The organism is Novosphingobium hassiacum, from assembly GCF_014196055.1.
Lineage (GTDB): Bacteria > Pseudomonadota > Alphaproteobacteria > Sphingomonadales > Sphingomonadaceae > Novosphingobium > Novosphingobium hassiacum.
The window spans coordinates 112,564-128,770 of sequence record NZ_JACICY010000002.1 but is presented as its reverse complement, the minus strand read 5'-3'; the positions used below and the strand labels follow the sequence as shown (position 1 = coordinate 128,770).

At 64.1% G+C, this 16,207-nt stretch carries 17 protein-coding genes; 10 read left to right on the top strand and 7 right to left on the bottom strand.

Annotated features, from left to right (window positions below):
• Window positions 1-212: 212 nt before the first annotated feature.
• Together clpA and GGQ88_RS05270 are read right to left on the bottom strand one after the other, a co-directional pair.
• Complete coding sequence (gene clpA, locus GGQ88_RS05275; RefSeq protein ID WP_183612088.1) at window positions 213-2,591, bottom strand: ATP-dependent Clp protease ATP-binding subunit ClpA; 2,379 nt, start codon at window positions 2,589-2,591, stop codon at window positions 213-215.
• A gap of 201 nt (window positions 2,592-2,792) precedes the next feature.
• Window positions 2,793-3,029: a DUF1192 domain-containing protein gene (locus tag GGQ88_RS05270; RefSeq protein ID WP_183612087.1), complete on the bottom strand. Its 237-nt coding sequence runs from the start codon at window positions 3,027-3,029 to the stop codon at window positions 2,793-2,795.
• 114 nt (window positions 3,030-3,143) lie between these two features.
• Between GGQ88_RS05270 and GGQ88_RS05265 the strand changes: the two genes are divergently transcribed.
• Window positions 3,144-4,142, top strand: a complete 999-nt coding sequence (locus GGQ88_RS05265) for an NAD(P)H-quinone oxidoreductase (RefSeq protein WP_183612086.1) — start codon at window positions 3,144-3,146, stop codon at window positions 4,140-4,142.
• Between the two features lie 148 nt (window positions 4,143-4,290).
• Here the strand turns inward: GGQ88_RS05265 and GGQ88_RS05260 are convergent, their stop codons facing one another.
• From GGQ88_RS05260 to GGQ88_RS05250, 3 genes are all read right to left on the bottom strand, one after another.
• Window positions 4,291-4,968: a cell cycle transcriptional regulator TrcR gene (locus GGQ88_RS05260; RefSeq protein WP_183612454.1), complete on the bottom strand. Its 678-nt coding sequence runs from the start codon at window positions 4,966-4,968 to the stop codon at window positions 4,291-4,293.
• Window positions 4,969-5,130: 162 nt separating this feature from the next.
• The gene (locus tag GGQ88_RS05255) at window positions 5,131-5,481 is read right to left on the bottom strand and encodes a bactofilin family protein (protein ID WP_183612085.1); all 351 of its coding nucleotides are present in this window, start codon (window positions 5,479-5,481) and stop codon (window positions 5,131-5,133) included.
• A 43-nt stretch (window positions 5,482-5,524) separates the two neighbouring features.
• Entirely contained in the window at window positions 5,525-6,634 is a 1,110-nt protein-coding gene (locus GGQ88_RS05250; protein WP_221214547.1) for a M23 family metallopeptidase, read from the bottom strand.
• A 230-nt stretch (window positions 6,635-6,864) separates the two neighbouring features.
• Here GGQ88_RS05250 and GGQ88_RS05245 point away from each other — a divergent pair, with 230 nt between their 5' ends.
• The 9 genes from GGQ88_RS05245 to GGQ88_RS05205 all read left to right on the top strand — a co-directional run bounded on the left by GGQ88_RS05245 (window position 6,865) and on the right by GGQ88_RS05205 (window position 14,239).
• Window positions 6,865-8,157, top strand: a complete 1,293-nt coding sequence (locus GGQ88_RS05245; RefSeq protein ID WP_183612084.1) for a glutamate-5-semialdehyde dehydrogenase — start codon at window positions 6,865-6,867, stop codon at window positions 8,155-8,157.
• Complete coding sequence (locus GGQ88_RS05240; protein WP_343057097.1) at window positions 8,121-8,795, top strand: nicotinate-nucleotide adenylyltransferase; 675 nt, start codon at window positions 8,121-8,123, stop codon at window positions 8,793-8,795. The genes GGQ88_RS05245 and GGQ88_RS05240 overlap by 37 nt, the downstream gene beginning before the upstream one ends.
• Before the next feature lie 109 nt (window positions 8,796-8,904).
• Entirely contained in the window at window positions 8,905-9,309 is a 405-nt protein-coding gene (gene rsfS, locus GGQ88_RS05235; RefSeq protein WP_183612083.1) for a ribosome silencing factor, read from the top strand.
• A gap of 157 nt (window positions 9,310-9,466) precedes the next feature.
• Entirely contained in the window at window positions 9,467-9,892 is a 426-nt protein-coding gene (locus GGQ88_RS05230; protein ID WP_183612082.1) for a 23S rRNA (pseudouridine(1915)-N(3))-methyltransferase RlmH, read from the top strand.
• A gap of 9 nt (window positions 9,893-9,901) precedes the next feature.
• Window positions 9,902-11,116, top strand: coding sequence for a murein hydrolase activator EnvC family protein (locus GGQ88_RS05225; protein WP_183612081.1), 1,215 nt, complete (start codon window positions 9,902-9,904; stop codon window positions 11,114-11,116).
• Window positions 11,117-11,242: 126 nt separating this feature from the next.
• Window positions 11,243-12,586 carry a S41 family peptidase gene (locus GGQ88_RS05220; RefSeq protein ID WP_183612080.1) on the top strand — a complete coding sequence of 448 codons (1,344 nt, stop codon included), beginning with the start codon at window positions 11,243-11,245 and terminating at the stop codon, window positions 12,584-12,586.
• Window positions 12,587-12,600: 14 nt separating this feature from the next.
• Window positions 12,601-13,080, top strand: a complete 480-nt coding sequence (locus GGQ88_RS05215; RefSeq protein ID WP_183612079.1) for a disulfide bond formation protein B — start codon at window positions 12,601-12,603, stop codon at window positions 13,078-13,080.
• A complete protein-coding gene (locus GGQ88_RS05210) occupies window positions 13,077-13,589 on the top strand; it encodes a demethoxyubiquinone hydroxylase family protein (RefSeq protein ID WP_183612078.1) in 513 nt (170 codons plus the stop codon). The genes GGQ88_RS05215 and GGQ88_RS05210 overlap by 4 nt, the downstream gene beginning before the upstream one ends.
• Before the next feature lie 77 nt (window positions 13,590-13,666).
• Window positions 13,667-14,239 (top strand): hypothetical protein, encoded by a 573-nt coding sequence (locus GGQ88_RS05205; protein WP_183612077.1) that lies wholly within the window; start codon window positions 13,667-13,669, stop codon window positions 14,237-14,239.
• 132 nt (window positions 14,240-14,371) lie between these two features.
• Here GGQ88_RS05205 and fabI read toward each other — a convergent pair whose 3' ends face one another.
• Window positions 14,372-15,175, bottom strand: coding sequence for an enoyl-ACP reductase FabI (fabI, locus tag GGQ88_RS05200; protein WP_183612076.1), 804 nt, complete (start codon window positions 15,173-15,175; stop codon window positions 14,372-14,374).
• A complete protein-coding gene (locus GGQ88_RS05195; protein ID WP_183612075.1) occupies window positions 15,172-16,206 on the bottom strand; it encodes a YihY/virulence factor BrkB family protein in 1,035 nt (344 codons plus the stop codon). Before GGQ88_RS05195 ends, fabI begins: the two co-directional genes overlap by 4 nt.
• Window position 16,207: the final 1 nt, after the last annotated feature.

Genomic DNA, 16,207 nt, shown 5'->3' with positions numbered 1-16,207 from the left:
TGTCCATTGGACACAGCGCAAAGTTGCGCGGCGCGACTTGGTAATATTCTAAAGCCCACCCCCGACCCCTCCCGCAGGCGGGAGGGGAGAAGTACACCCCTCGTTTTTCACCTCCCGCCTGCGGTAGGGGTGGGGGTGGGCAACTACGCTGCCTCAAAGAAAAAGGGCCCGCCCCGAAAGGCGAGCCCTCTTTAATTCACCGGAGCAGAACCTTACTCAGCCTCGTCCGTGCTCGTCTCCGTAGCCGGGCTGCCAGCCTTGCCCTTGCGTGCCTTCTTCCTGACCAGCTTTGGCGCGGCTGGGGTCAATTCGAACGACAGCGCGGTGTCCTTGCCTTCCTCGGCCTTGAGGCTGACGTGGACTTCGCCGCCATTGGCCAGCTTGCCGAACAGCAACTCCTCGGCGAGCGGCTTCTTGACCTTCTCCTGGATAACGCGCGCCATCGGCCGCGCGCCGTACATCCGGTCGTAGCCCTGCTTGGCGAGCCATGCGCGCGCATCGGCATCGAACTGGATGTGCACGTTCTGGTCAGCGAGTTGCAATTCGAGCTGCAGCACGAACTTGTCGACCACGCGGCTGACAACTTCGGGCGGCAGGTAGCCAAACGGCACGATCGCATCCAGACGGTTGCGGAATTCCGGCGTGAACATCTTCTTCACCGCCTCGTCGCCGGCATCCGCCTTCGACACGTCACCAAAGCCGATTCCGTTGCGCGCCATGTCCGATGCACCCGCATTGGTGGTCATGATCAGCACCACGTTGCGGAAGTCGACGGTCTTGCCGTGGTGATCGGTCAGGCGGCCGTTGTCCATCACCTGCAGCAGGATGTTGAACAGGTCGGGATGCGCCTTCTCGATCTCGTCGAGCAGCAGCACACAATGCGGCTGCTGGTCGATCGCGTCGGTCAGCAGGCCGCCCTGATCGAACCCGACATAGCCCGGAGGCGCACCAATCAACCGGCTGATCGAATGCCGCTCCATGTATTCGGACATGTCGAAGCGCTGCAGCGGAATGCCCATGATCTGGGCAAGGCTGCGCGCAACCTCGGTCTTGCCAACGCCGGTGGGACCCGAAAACAGAAACGACCCGATCGGCTTGTCCGCATCGCGCAGACCTGCGCGTGACAGCTTCATCGCCGAAGACAGCACCTCGATGGCCTTGTCCTGACCGAACACCAGCCGCTTGAGATCGCGGTCGAGATGCTCGAGCACCTTCTTGTCGTCGCTTGAGACCGACTTGGGCGGGATGCGCGCCATCGTCGCGATGACCTGTTCGATCTCGCGCGCGGTGATCACCTTTTTGCGCTTGTTCGGCGGCACCAGCATCTGCATCGCGCCGACTTCGTCGATCACGTCGATCGCCTTGTCGGGCAGCTTGCGGTCGTTGATGTAGCGCGCCGACAATTCGACTGCGGTCTTGATCGCATCGGGCGTGTACTTGACCTTGTGATGGTCCTCGAACGCGGTGCGCAGACCCTTCAGGATCTTGATCGTGTCCTCGATCGTCGGTTCGTTCACGTCGATCTTCTGGAACCGGCGCAGCAGCGCGCGATCCTTTTCGAAGTGGTTGCGGAATTCCTTGTAGGTCGTCGAACCGATGCAGCGGATCGTCCCGCCCGACAGCGCGGGCTTGAGCAGGTTCGATGCATCCATCGCGCCGCCGCTGGTGGCTCCCGCACCGATCACAGTGTGAATCTCGTCGATGAACAGCACCGCGTGGGGCATCTTTTCCAGCTCGGAAACGACCTGCTTGAGCCGTTCCTCGAAGTCGCCGCGATAGCGCGTGCCAGCCAGCAGCGAGCCCATGTCGAGCGAATAGATCACCGCTTCGGACAGAACCTCGGGCACTTCGCCTTCGACAATCTTGCGCGCCAGACCCTCGGCGATCGCGGTCTTGCCCACGCCCGGATCGCCAACGTAGAGCGGGTTGTTCTTCGAGCGGCGGCACAGGATCTGGATCGTGCGATCGACTTCCGGACCACGACCGATCAGCGGATCGACCTTGCCGTTCAGCGCCTTCTCATTGAGATTGACGGTGAACTGGTCGAGCGCGGTTTCCTTTTTCTGGCCAGCCTTGGCGTCGCTGCGCTCTTCCTGCTGCTTGGGTGCTTCTTCTTCTGCACCCTTGGCGGTTCGGCCTTCGACCTGCCGTCCGCCCTTGCCGATGCCGTGGCTGATGAAGCTGACCGCATCAAGGCGGCTCATGTCCTGCTGCTGCAGGAAATAGACCGCGTAGGAATCCCGTTCCGAGAACAGCGCGACCAGCACGTTGGCGCCCGTCACGGTGTCCTTGCCCGAGGACTGCACGTGCAGGATGGCGCGCTGAATCACCCGCTGGAACCCGGCGGTCGGCTGCGGATCGGCCTTGTCCTGCGTTTTCAGCGACTGGTATTCCTGATCGAGATACTGGCGCACCACGTCGCCCAGATCTCCCAGGTCGACACCGCAGGCCTGCATCACTTGTGCGGCATCGGCATCGTCGATCAGCGCAAGCAGGAGATGCTCCAGCGTCGCGTACTCGTGGCTACGCTCGGAGGCATTGCCGAGCGCGGTATGCAGCGTTTTCTCGAGGCTCTGGGCGAAACTGGGCATGGATCTACTTTCTGGCTTGCGCCGGTGGGTTCCCATTGCGAGCCAACGGTGACTCGTAACGGAAGAGTGCACGAGCGCGATTAACCAGGGCTAAACCGCGCGACGTTGCGATAACCGATGTCAGCGGCTGCAATACCGTCAGGACAGGGGCACTGAATGCAATATGGGATGGCCGCCCGGCAAAAGAAAGGGCGGCCCGCGTCAACTGTCGCTGCCTGTTGGTGCAGGGCCTGAAGGTGCAGGGGGCTTGCTGAACAGCGCGTCGGCGGCAACGCGGTGGGCGCTGGCCTTGTCACGGTGCGCGACAGTGCGCATGATTTCCTGCTCAAGCAGTTGAATGCGCTCGTTCAATTCGGCATGCGAATAAGGGTCGAGCGCCTCTGTCGCCAGCTGGCTGGCCAGATCCCCTTTCGGGCGTGGGCGCTCATCAAGGTCCATTGTTAGAACCAATCTCCTTCGCAGTGCACAATGTGCCCGGCAATGCCTTGCTGTCAACGCCCTGCGTAGGCTAGCGATGTGAAATTGGTATTCGATCCAACGCGAGGCTGCCCGATGACTGTCCTTCCCGAGACGATGACGGCAATGGGCTGGGACACGCCGGGAGGACCCGAAGTGCTGCGACCCGAAACCGTCTCGGTGCCGGCGCCGGGGCCGGGGCAGGTGCTGGTGAGGGTCGCATTTGCCGGGGTGAACCGCCCCGATGTGATCCAGCGTCAGGGCTTCTATCCGCCGCCCGCCGACGCATCGCCGCTGCCCGGGCTTGAAGTCTCGGGCGAAGTCGTGGCGATGGGGGAGGGCGTTGTCGTGCCGTTCGTCGGCCAGCGCGTCTGTGCGCTTGTCGCAGGCGGCGGCTATGCCGAATATTGCATCGCCGAGGCCGCGCAGTGCTTCAACGCGGGCGATATTCCGCTCGATCAGGCCGCTGCGATTCCCGAAACGCTGTTCACCGTGTGGCACAATGTGTTCGAGCGCGGCATGGTGGCGGGTGGCGAGACGATTCTCGTCCACGGCGGCACCAGCGGCATCGGCTCGATGGCGATCCTGCTCGGCAAGGCGTTCGGCGTAACCGTAATCGCCACATGCGGTGGGCCTGACAAATGCGCGCAAGCCCTCGCCATCGGCGCGGCGCACGCGATCGATTACAAGGCTACCGACTTTGTCGAGGAAGTGAAGCGCATTACCGGCGGCAAGGGCGTCGAGATGGTGCTCGACATGGTTGCGGGCGATTATGTCGCGCGCAATCTCAAATGCCTTGCAGACGATGGCCGTCACGTCACGATCGCGGTGCAGGGTGGGCTCAAGGCAGAGATCAACATGGCAGAAGTCATGCGCCGCCGCCTTACGCTCACCGGATCGACGCTGCGCCCTCGCACCGAGGCGTTCAAGGCCGCGCTTGCCGATGAAATCCGCGAAACCGTCTGGCCGATCATCGCTGCCGGTGAATTGCGCCCGATCATGGACCAGAGCTTCCCGCTCGATCAGGCGGGGGCTGCCCATGCGCGGATGGAGCAGGGCACTCACATCGGCAAGATCGTGCTGAAGTTGAGGTAAAAGAAGCCCACCCCCGACCCCTCCCGCTTGCGGGAGGGGGGAAGAAGGTAGCCCACTCTCGCAGCGGGGTGGGCATCGCGCCAACCTCAAATGCAAGAAGGCCGCCCGTTTCCGAGCGGCCTTTCAAACTCTCAAAATCAATCGCAGATCAGCTGTCCGAAATACCCTCGGCACGGCGCTGGGCGAGCCATGCTGCGGCTTCGGCTTCCTGTGCGGCGGCAGACGCGACCTTGGCGTGCGCATCGCGCTCGGCGCGCAGTTCTTCGATCAGCGCGTCGCGGTCGGTGCCGAGGCGCAGTGCGGCCTCGCCATTGTCCTCGTAACCCGCCTTCTTCGCGGCCTTGGCCACCAGCGCATCGAGTTCGCGCTGCGAACACAGGCCCAGCGTCACCGGGTCCTTGGGGTTGATGTTGCTGATGTTCCAGTGGCTGCGATCGCGGATCGCGGCGATGGTCGTGCGCGTCGTGCCGATCAGCTTGCCGATCTGCGCGTCCGACACTTCGGGGTGGTTGCGCAGGATCCATGCGATGCCGTCGGGCTTGTCCTGACGCTTGGATACCGGCGTATAACGTGGGCCCTTGGTGCGGTTCACCGCGATCGGTGCGCGCTGCATCTTCAGCTTGTATTCGGGGCTCGCCTGACCCTTGTCGATCTCGGCCTGGTTCAGTTCGCCCGAATGCAGCGGATCGCGTCCGGTGTACTTCTGGCCCGCCAGATCATCCGCCATCGCCTGCACTTCGAGGATGTGCAGACCGCAGAATTCCGAGATCTGCTCGAACGTCAGCGCGGTATTGTCGACGAGCCACGACGCGGTCGCATGTGGCATCAGCGGATACGTGGGCGAGGTGCTCACGGCGGTCTCCCGGAAAAGGCGTGCCAAAACGGCGGATACAATAAGGGCCGCCCCTTGCGGAGCGGCCTTGCTTGTTGCCGATGTAGGCGACCACGCCCGAATCAGCAAGAGTTGAGTTGTGGGACGCCGCGCGGGTCAGCTCACCAGAGTCAGCGCGGGTTCCTCGCCCGCATGGACGCGATGCGCGAACTTGCCGTCGACTTGCGCGCCCTGTTCGATCGTCAGCGCATCGTAAGATACGTCGCCGTGGATACGTGCCGATTTCAGGATTACCAGCTCGCCTGCCTCGATCGAGCCATGCACGGTGCCCGACAGCCGCGCGCTCTGTGCGCGGATCGCGCCGGTGATCGTGCTCTTCTCACCCTGAACCAGTGCGGCGCAAGTGATGTCGCCTTCGACGCTGCCATCAACGTGAAGGTCGGCAGTGGCGTTGAGATCGCCCTTGATCGACACGTCGGTGCCCAGAATCGAGAATGTCGCGGCCATCGGATTACTCCCGCTATGCGAGCGCGCTTGCGGCGCAGGCTTTTTATTGAACATGGGCTGCCTCAAGGAATGGGCGCGGGTTGACCGGACGGTCGTTGATCCGCACCTCGAAATGAAGATGAGGGCCGGTTGAACGCCCCGTGCTGCCGATCTTGCCGATTTCAGCGCCTGCGTCGACCTTTTCGCCAACGTGCGCGCCGGTCCGCGACATATGGGCGTAGCGCGTCATCAGGCCGTTGCCGTGGGAAACCTCGACGCAGTTGCCGTAGCCTTGTTTCGCCCCGACGAAGCTGACCGTGCCAGCAGCGGCCGAATAGATCGGCGCACCGACAGGTCCACGGAAATCAAGGCCTGCATGAAACGCCGCGCCGCCAGTGAAAGGGTCCGACCGATAGCCGAAGCCGCTCGAGATATATTCAAGGCTTGCGGGCAGCGTGTTGGGAATGCGCGCCAGACCCTTTTGCAACATCGCCATCCGCTCAAGGCTTGCGCCGAGTCGGGCAAAGCGAGGATCGAGGCTGTCGTTGCGTCCGGTAAACAGGCGGATCAGCGGACCACCCTGCGCCTCGCGAGCGCTGGCGCGGAGTAGCGCGGGATTGAGCCCCACCCGGCGAATCGCCGTCTCGGTCGCAGCGGCGCGCGCGTCGGCGTAGCGCGTCAGGCGTTCGATGAAAGCCAGTTGCCGAGCTTCGAGCTGTGCCAGCCGTCGCGCTTCGGGCAGTTCCATCGAGATCTTGTGAACGGTTTTCGCGGCCTCGGCGCTGCTGTCCGAACCCGTGCCCTGCGGCAGGTCCTTGGGCAGTTCGCCGATCGTGCCCTGGATCGCCTTTTCGATGAAGTCCTGCCGCCGGGCGAGGTCGTCCGCCACGCCCTCAAGCCCACCGCGATACTTCTGTACGCGGCTTTCGGCCGATGCCACGGCCGCCTCGCGCTGCAACAGCGCAGCATGGTCCTGTGCCGCGGAAATCTGTGAGATCAGCGTTGCCGCCATGACCACCAGCCAGAGCAGCACGGCCCCTGCAATTCCACCCGCAACTGCCATCTGCAGGCGCGATGAAATGCGAATGAAACGGACCTGTCCCTGCGAGCGCATGAAAAACTCACGCTCGGGAAACCAGCTCCGGATCCGGGCAACTGCCCCGGCGAGCTTCATGGTAGGCAAGATTGAGCGACCCCCGTCGTATTTATTTTTCGATCCCGTCGGCGGGCGCGTTACCTGCGGGAACCAACCGTGGCGAATCGGATTGTCCCTACACGGGTCGAAGCGTGTGAGTCGCCCGATGAATCGATTGCAGCTTTGTGATGTCGCGCATGTATTGCGCAAAGCTGGTTCGATTCGTGCGGGCGGATGACACCAGCGCCGCACGGTGATAGGGCTCGCCCATGTCCACGCAGCTTGAATTGCCCGCTGAAACCGTAGCCGCCGAATCGGTCACCGATCTTGTCGAAGGCATCGCCCGCGCCGCCCGCTCCGCGCAACGGGTACTCGCGCGAATGTCCTCTCCGGAAAAAGAGCAGGCTCTCCAGCTGGCCGCTGACTCCTTGCGCGCTGCCGAAGGCGACATCCTCGCCGCCAACGCGACCGATATGGCCAATGGCGCGGCCAACGGCCTGTCGTCCGCGATGCTCGACCGGCTGAAGCTGACGCCCGAACGCCTTGCCGCGATGGCGGACGCGGTGGCGCAAGTCGCCGTGCTGACCGATCCGGTCGGCCATGTGATCGATGAATCGTCGCGCCCCAACGGCATGGTCCTGCAGCGCGTGCGGATCCCGGTCGGCGTGATCGGCATCATCTACGAAAGCCGTCCCAACGTCACCGCCGATGCCGCCGCGCTCTGCGTGCGCTCGGGCAATGCTACGCTGCTGCGCGGCGGGTCCGAGGCGGTCCATTCCAACCGCGCGATCCATGCAGCCCTGGTTGCAGGCCTCACACAGGGCGGCGTCCCCGCCGACGCCGTGCAACTGATGCCCACGCAGGACCGTGCCGCTGTCGGCGCGATGCTTGCGGCGGCAGGGCTGATCGACATGATCGTTCCGCGCGGCGGCAAGAGCCTCGTCGCCCGCGTCCAGGCCGATGCGCGCGTGCCGGTGCTCGCCCACCTCGACGGCATCAACCACACTTTCGTTCACGCCGCCGCCGATCCGGCGATGGCCAAAGCGATCGCGCTCAATGCCAAGATGCGCCGCACCGGCATCTGCGGCGCGATGGAAACGCTGCTGATCGACGCGACCTACCCCGATCCGCACGGCCTGGTCGAACCGCTGCTCGATGCGGGTTGCGAGTTGCGCGGCGACGCCCGCGCCTGCGCCATCGACCCGCGCATCCTGCCTGCGAGCGATGAGGACTGGGACACCGAATACCTCGAAGCGATCCTCTCGGTCGCGGTGGTCGACGGCCTCGACGCCGCGTTGACGCACGTTTCGACGCACGCCTCGGGCCACACCGACGCGATCGTCACGCAGGACCAGTCCGTCGCCGACCGCTTCCTTGCCGAGGCTGACAGCGCGATCGTCATGCACAATGCCTCCAGCCAGTTTGCCGATGGCGGCGAATTCGGGCTCGGCGCAGAAATCGGCATCGCCACCGGGCGCCTCCACGCACGCGGCCCCGTCGCGCTCGAAGGCCTGACCACTTACAAGTGGCTGGTGCGCGGCACGGGGCAGGTGCGTCCCTGAAGTTTACCGGACTTCTCGGCGGCAGTTTCAATCCGGCGCACGGCGGTCATCGCCGCATCTCGCTGTTCGCACACCATGCTCTCGGCCTCGTCGAAGTGTGGTGGCTGGTGTCACCCGGCAATGTGCTCAAGCCCGCCAAGGGTATGGCTCCGCTGGCCGCACGTCTTGCTTCCGCGCAGGCACGGGCCCGCAACGCGCCGATCCGCGCCACTGCGATCGAGCGCGAACTGGGCACGCGTTTCACCATCGACACGTTGCGCGCGATCCGGCGGCGCTATCCCAAAAGACGATTCATCTGGCTGATGGGTGCGGACAATCTCGCCCAGTTGCACCGCTGGAAGGATTGGCGGTTGATTGCACGGGAGATGCCGATTGCAGTGATCGCGAGGCCGGGATATGATGGCGCTGCCCTGGCAAGTCCTGCCATGGCCTGGCTGCGCCGCTGGCGTCAGCGGCCCGGACAGCTCGTTTCCGGCGCAGTGCGAGGCGTTCCGGCGCTGACCATTCTTCGCTTCGATCCCGATTCTCGATCGGCCAGCGCGATTCGCGCCGCCGATCCGGACTGGGCCGACCGCATCGGCACGGTCGGTCTGCGCGATGGAGTCACCCATCGCGCTGTTAAGCGGGGCAAATCCTGAGCCTGCACCTGCTCCAAGCCTTCGCGCCCGCCAGGCGCGAGCCCGAAACTCACGTCCTATCCAAACGTTATTCCTTGACTCTTGAGCCACGGAGGCCATTTCGCGCGACATGACCAGTGTTCAACCAATTTCGGCAAGTGCCGACAAAGCCAGCCAAGTCCCGGTAAAAGCCGAAAAGACCGCCGCAGCCCTGCACGATCTCATTCTGGCGTCGCTCGACGATGACCAGGCGATGGAAGTCGTCAGCCTTGCCCTCGAAGGCAAGAGCTCGATCGCCGATTACATGGTGATCGCCTCGGGCCGCTCGACCCGTCAGGTCGCCTCGATGGCGCAGAAGCTGGCCGAGCGCGTCAAGCACGGTGGCTATGGCCACGCCCGCATCGAAGGCCTGCCGGCTGCCGACTGGGTGCTGATCGATGCAGGCGACGTCGTCGTCCACCTGTTCCGCCCCGAAGTCCGCACGTTCTACAACCTCGAACGCATGTGGAATTTCGGAGACGCAGGCGCGGCTTAAAGCCCTTCGGGCTTTTATCATTTTCGCGCAGAGATCGCAGAGGACGCGGAGAGGTGGCGAAACCTTCTCTTGGCGTCCTCTGCGATCTCTGCGCGAAACCCCGTACTTCTTCCCTTCGGGGATTCAACTCCCCGCCTAACCGCGCTACACCGCCCGAATGCTCCTCCACATCATAGCTCGCGGCAAGATCGGCCGCTCGCCCGAGGCGGAGCTGGTGGATCGTTATGCCAAGCGGATCGCGTGGGGCTGGAAGGTCACTGAGCTGCCCGACAAGGGTGGCGTAATTCCCGCGCCCAGCCAGACACCATCGCGCACCGTCGCGATGGACGAGCGCGGCAAGCAACTCACCTCCAGCGAATTTGCGGCGATTCTGGGCCGCTGGCGCGACGATGGTGTGCGCGAAACGCGGTTCCTCATCGGCGCGGCCGACGGTCATGACGAGGCCTCGCGCGAAAGTGCAGACCTGCTGATTGCGTTCGGCAAGGCCACCTGGCCGCACATGCTCGCCCGCGCGATGCTCGCCGAACAACTGTGGCGCGCCACCAGCATTCTGGCTGGCCATCCCTACCATCGCGAGGGATAAGCAAGCGTCATGACGTCACGTTTCGCGTTCATTCTCACAATGCTGGCGCTGGCCGGGGTCGCGGGCTGGCAGGTGTCTGCCCAGCAGGCTTCCCCGTTTGCCGACGCTGGCGAGGCGGGCGAGGCATTGCGCCGCGCCGGGCAATCGCTCGCGATGACCCGCGCCCGCGCAGAGAAGCTCGAACAGGCCGCGCGCAACGCCACCGCCGATGCAGACCGCACCGCGCGTGAATCCGCCGCCGTCGCCGCCCGCATCCAGCAGTCCGAAGCCGAGATCGAACTGGCGCAGGCCAAGATCGCGCTGATCGACCGCCAGCGTGAGAGCTTGCGCGATCGCATGGCTGAGCGGCAGGAACCCGTCGTGCGCCTGACCGCAGCGCTGCAGATGATGGCCCGCCGCCCGCTCGCCTTCAGCCTCGTCCGCGCCGAAAGCTTGCGCGACACGGTGTATCTGCGCGCTGTCATGGAAACGATGCTGCCCGAAGTGCGTCGCCGCACCGCAGGCCTGCGCGCCGAAATCCAGCGTGGCCGCAAACTTCAGGAACAGGCGCGCCTCGCCGCGCGGGATCAGCGCGCGGGCGAAAAGGCGCTTAGCGCGCGCAAGGTCGAACTCGCCGCACTCGAAAGCCGCCAGCGCCTCGCTTCGCGCGCCGCGCAAGGCGTCGCCAGCCGCGAGGCCGATCAGGCGATGGCGCTGGCTGAACAGGCCCGGGACTTGTCCTCGCTGATGGCCCAGCTTCAGACCGACGGTGCGTTGCGCAGCCGACTTGCGGCGCTGCCCGGCCCGGTGCTCCCGCCAAGCCGACCGGGCGAAGTGCTGATGGTCGTCGATTCGCCCGCCGCAGTGTCGCCGACCGGTTCCAACCTCGCCTGGATCGTTCCCCTCGCAGGCCGCCTCGTCTCGGGCTTTGGCGAGCAGTCGCCGACCGGCCTGACCTCGGGCATCGCGCTTGCGGCCAATGGCGGCGCGCAAGTCGTCTCGCCTGCCGACGGCCGGATCGCTTTTGCCGGACCCTATCGCGGCTACGGCCGGATCGTGATCGTCGAGCATGACGGCGGCTGGACCACACTGGTCACCAATCTGGGGCGTATCGAGGCCGCGGTCGGTGAAAGGGTCGTACAGGGATCGCCCATCGGCAGCGCCGGTGCGGGTCGCAGCGTCCTCACCGTCGAAGTCCGCCGCGATGGGGTGCCGGTAAACCCGCTCGAACAGGTGCGTGGTTAGAGCGCCGGTCGAACGCGGACAGCCGTTCGTCGATCGCCCCGTTAAAAACCTCATCTGGCGTTAAGCCACTGGTGGTTATACAACCCTCAAGATACCCCGACTCTTCGCGAAAGGCCCCAAGGGCAAATGAAGTTCGCACCTCTGCTGCGTGCCAGCGCACTCGTTACCGCAGTCGCACTGATCCCTGTCGCCACCGCCGGCCTTGCCGCAGTTGACGCGCGCTCCGGGCCAGAATTCGGCAAACTCGTCGCGATCTACGAGCGCGTGAAAGCAAACTACGTCGAGCCGGTGGATGACGACAAGCTGCTCAAGGGCGCGATCGACGGCATGCTCGCCACGCTCGATCCCCACAGCTCGTACCTCGACGCGCGCGATTTCGAGAACCTGCGGACGCAGACCGAAGGCTCTTACGGCGGGCTGGGCCTTTCGGTCACGCTGGATGACGGCGCGGTCAAGGTTATCGCGCCGACCAAGGGCAGCCCGGCCGATCTCGCCGGGATCAAGGCTGGCGACTATATCACGCACCTCGACGGCAAGCTGATCTACGGCGGTTCGCTCGACGAAGCGGTCGATCAGATGCGCGGCGTTCCCGGCAGCCAGATCCGCCTCAGCGTGTTCCGGCAGGGACGCGACGAGCCTTTCGATGTGACCATCACCCGCAAGATCATCGAACTGAAGCCCGTCGAATGGGAAGTCCAGGGCAACGTCGGTGTGATCTCGGTATCGAGCTTCAGCGCCGATGTCGGTGCCTCGGTGATGAAGGCGTGGAACGACATCAAGGTCAAGACCGGCGGCAAGGTCACCGGGCTCGTGCTCGATCTGCGCAGCAATCCGGGCGGTTTGCTCGATGAAGCCGTCGCGCTGTCCGATCTGTTCCTCGACAAGGGCACGATCGTGTCGCAGCGCGGCCGTTATGCCCGCGATAACGAGGTCTATCCCGCCGAGATCATGACCAAGGGCGATATCGCCAAGGGCACGCCGATCATCGTGCTGATCGACGAAGGCTCGGCTTCCGCTTCGGAAATTGTTGCGGGCGCGCTGCAGGACCAGCACCGCGCGGTCGTCATGGGCCAGCGCAGCTTCGGCAAGGGCAGCGTCCAGACTTTGATTCCGCTCACCCGCGATACCGCGATCAAGCTGACCACCGCGCGCTATTACACGCCTTCGGGCAAGTCGGTGCAGGAAGGCGGCATCGATCCCGACATCGCTGTGCCGCAGATTTCCGACCCCGACTTGCGCAAGCGCGCCGCGCGTTCCTACCGTGAGAGCGACCTGCGCGGCCATCTGATCAACGAAATCAAGCTGGACGACAAGGACCTTGAAAAGGACAAGCTCGACGATCCGCGGTTCAAGATGACGGCCGAGGAACTCAAGGCGAAGAACATCAAGGACTTCCAGCTCTACTACGCTGTCCAGACGCTCGGCCGGACTGCGCCCCGTAGTGCACTTGCGGCCAAGCTGAAGCGGTAATAGGGCTGGGGGCCATGACACCGGTCCAGTCCAGAAACGCCGCCTATGCCCTTGCGCTGATCGTGCCCGCCGCGCTGATGGGTGGTGCGCTGATTTCGCAATTCGGCTTCGGCTTGTACCCGTGCGAGATGTGCTGGTGGCAACGCTATCCGCACATCGCCGCGATCGTGCTGGCGTTGCTGGCCTTTACCATGAAGGGCAAGGGTAGCGGCGACATGGCCGTGATCCTCGCCGCGATCTGCATTGCCGCATCGGGCCTGATCGGTGCTTTCCATGCGGGCGTCGAATACAACTGGTGGGAAGGCGTCACCGCTTGCGCCACCGTTGCAGGCAGCGGCAACCCGCTCGACGCGATCATGAACGCGCCGGTCGTGCGCTGCGATGTCGCGCCGTGGACCCTGTTCGGGGTCAGCCTCGCAGGCTTCAACTTCCTGATCTCGATGGCCGGCGCGGTTCTGATTTTCGCAACTCTTGGTAAGGGACGCAGGGCATGACTCAGAAGCACGCAAGCATGCTCCGCGTCGATCAGGCCGGAGAGTTCGGCGCTACCCGTATTTATGCAGGCCAGCTCGCGGTGATGGGCGACCGTGCCCCGCACTCGGCCGAAATCGCGGCGATGGCGGAACAGGAAGCCGGGCACCGTCAGAAATTCGACGCGTTGATTGCGCAGCGCGGCGTGCGGCCCACCGCGCTCCAGCCGGTGTGGTCCGCCGCGGGCTTTGCCCTGGGCGCGGCCACCGCGCTGATCGGTCCTGAAGCTGCCATGGCCTGCACCGCTGCGATCGAGACCGAGATCGACCGCCACTATACCGAACAGCTCGAGGAACTGGGCGAGGACGACCCCGAGCTCAGCGCCATGATCCGCGAATTCCGCGATGATGAGCGCGAACACCTCGGCTCGGCGCTGGCGGCCGGCGCGGAAAAGGCCCCGGCCTATCCGGTCCTGTTTCACGCCATCCGCCTCGGTTGCCGCGCCGCGATCGCGCTCAGCAAGCGGATTTGAACCGGGAACGTCCCGCTTCATCTACCATTCACTACACGGGCGGCCTATATTGCAGGCAAGCCTACCGGAGATCCAAGATGAAGCGCCTGTTGCCCGCCGCCCTGATTGCCACCAGCGCATTCGCGTTCCCGGCTCTCGCGCAGGACACCACGCTGACGGACCCTGCGGGAGAACGCGTAAACCAGATCATCATCTACGGCGACGATCCGTGCCCTGCTTCAACTGACGGCACGATCACGGTCTGCGCGCGCAAGGAAGAAGAAGAACGCTTCCGCATCCCCGCACCTTTGCGCGACAACCCCAACGCTGCGGTGAACCAGGCGTGGAGCCAGCGCGTGAGGGCCTATGAAACCGTTGGAGCATTCGGCACCAATTCATGCTCGGCCGTCGGTTCGGGCGGGGCCACCGGTTGCCTCACGCGCTTGATCGACAAGGCTTACGCAGAAAAGCGCAACTCGACCGACGTTCAGTTCGGCAAGTTGATCGAAGAAGAACGCGCCCGCCGCCTGCAGACGATCGACGCCGACGCCGCAGCCGAACAGGGCCGCGTCGAGCAGATCGAAAAGGAATACGAAGCCCGTCTCAAGCGCGAACGCGACGCCGCTGCGGATGCCCAGCCACCAGCGCCGTTGCCCGCCCCGCAGCCCTGATTACCAACGGGCATTGGGTAGAGCCCAAGAATTTTTCGCGCAGAGACCGCAGAGAGTTTAGCGCAACCTCTCTGCGTGCCCTGCGGCCTCTGCGCGAATTATCCCGCTTTCCCTGTGGGAAGGGTTTGGACGCTAGCTCAGCGCGATGTCCGGCGCGTCTTCCTGCTTCATGCCGATCGTGTGATAGCCCGCATCGACATGGTGCGTCTCGCCGGTCACGCCTGAGGCAAGGTCGGACAGCAGGTACAAGCCGGCACCACCGACATCCTCGATGGTCACGTTGCGACGGAGCGGGCTGTTCAGCTCGTTCCACTTGAGGATGTAGCGGAAATCGCCGATGCCGCTGGCCGCCAGCGTCTTGATCGGTCCGGCGGAAATCGCGTTGACGCGGATATTGGCCGGGCCACAGTCGTTGGCGAGATACTTGACGCTCGCCTCAAGCGCTGCCTTGGCCACGCCCATCACGTTGTAGTGCGGCACGACCTTTTCCGCGCCGTAATAGGTCAGCGTCACGATCGAACCGCCGTCCGGCATCATCTCGACCGCGCGCTTGGTCACGGCGACCAGGCTGTAGGCCGAAATGTTCATCGTCATCGTGAAGTTGTCGAGCGTGGTGTCGTAGAATTTGCCGCGCAGCTCGTTCTTGTCGGAAAATCCGATCGCGTGGACGATGAAGTCGATCGTCGGCCACCGCGCCTTGAGTGTGTCGAACGTAGCGTCGAGCGCGTCCATGTTCGATACATCGCATTCGATCAGAAAATCGCTGCCAAGACTGTCGGCCAGGGGGCGTACGCGCTTTTCCAGTGCTTCGCCTTGATAGGAAAAGGCCAGTTCCGCGCCCTGTTCGTGCAGGCGTTTGGCGATGCCCCAGGCGAGCGACTTGTCGTTGGCCAGCCCCATGATCAGGCCGCGCTTTCCCTGCATAAGTCCGGTCATGCGTTTATGGTCTCGCTCTTCTTGTCTTTTTCTGCGCCCCTACGGGTGCGATCGTCGGCTTGGCCCAGCATGTCGCGCTCTTCCGGTGTTTCGGCAAGTGCAGCGTTAAGCTCGGCTCCAATGACCATCCCTAAGCCGACCAGCCAGAAAAAGAAAAGGGCGATCATCATTCCGGCAAGGCTGCCGTAGGTCAGATCATACGAGAAAAACGTGCGCAGCACCGTGGGCAACGCGGTGGTCACGCCGATCCACCAGCCGGTAACGAACAGCGCGCCGGGCCACTTGGGATAGTCGCGACCGCGAAACGCGCCCGGCGTCAACGATGCGAACAGCAACCACAATGCGCCGTACAGCACGAAAGCGGGAGCAATTCGGCTGATCGCCAACATCTTGAGCAAGTCGTTGAATTGCGGCAACCACGCCTCGATCACCTCTTGCGCGGTGCCGATGATCACTTGCGCAATGATCGAAAGGAGAATCAGGATCACCGAAGCCAAGGTGATTCCGGTCGATGCCAGGCGATACCGCCAGAACGCGTGTTCCCAGCGCGTGCCATAGGCGCGGCGCAGGATGTCGCGCATCGTCTCGACCAGACTGCCTACCGTCCACAGCCCGAATATACCGCCGATCCACAACAACCAGCCGCTGCGCGCATCGATCACGCTGCGCGCGACCGGCTCGATAACGTTGGCGACGACTGGCGGCAACGCGCGCACTATCGTATCGATCGCTGCGGCGCGCTGGTCGGGCTCACCGATTGCAGAAAACAGCGCTGCGCCGCTGATGAAGAACGGAAACAGCGCGATGATCATCATGTAGGCAAGGTTGCCTGCATGGATCGAACCGTCGTTGAACACGCCGGTCCAGACGCGCTTGGTCACTTCCCAAGCCTTGCTGCCGGGGCCGAGCCGTTCGCGCGCTTCAGCCACTCCCGCGCGCCAGCGCAGGGCCTCTTTACGCCGCGCTTCCGGCGACAGGTCGGGTACATCGACGAGCGGTTTTGCGCCCGGCGGAAGCTCTCCGGGCTCCATG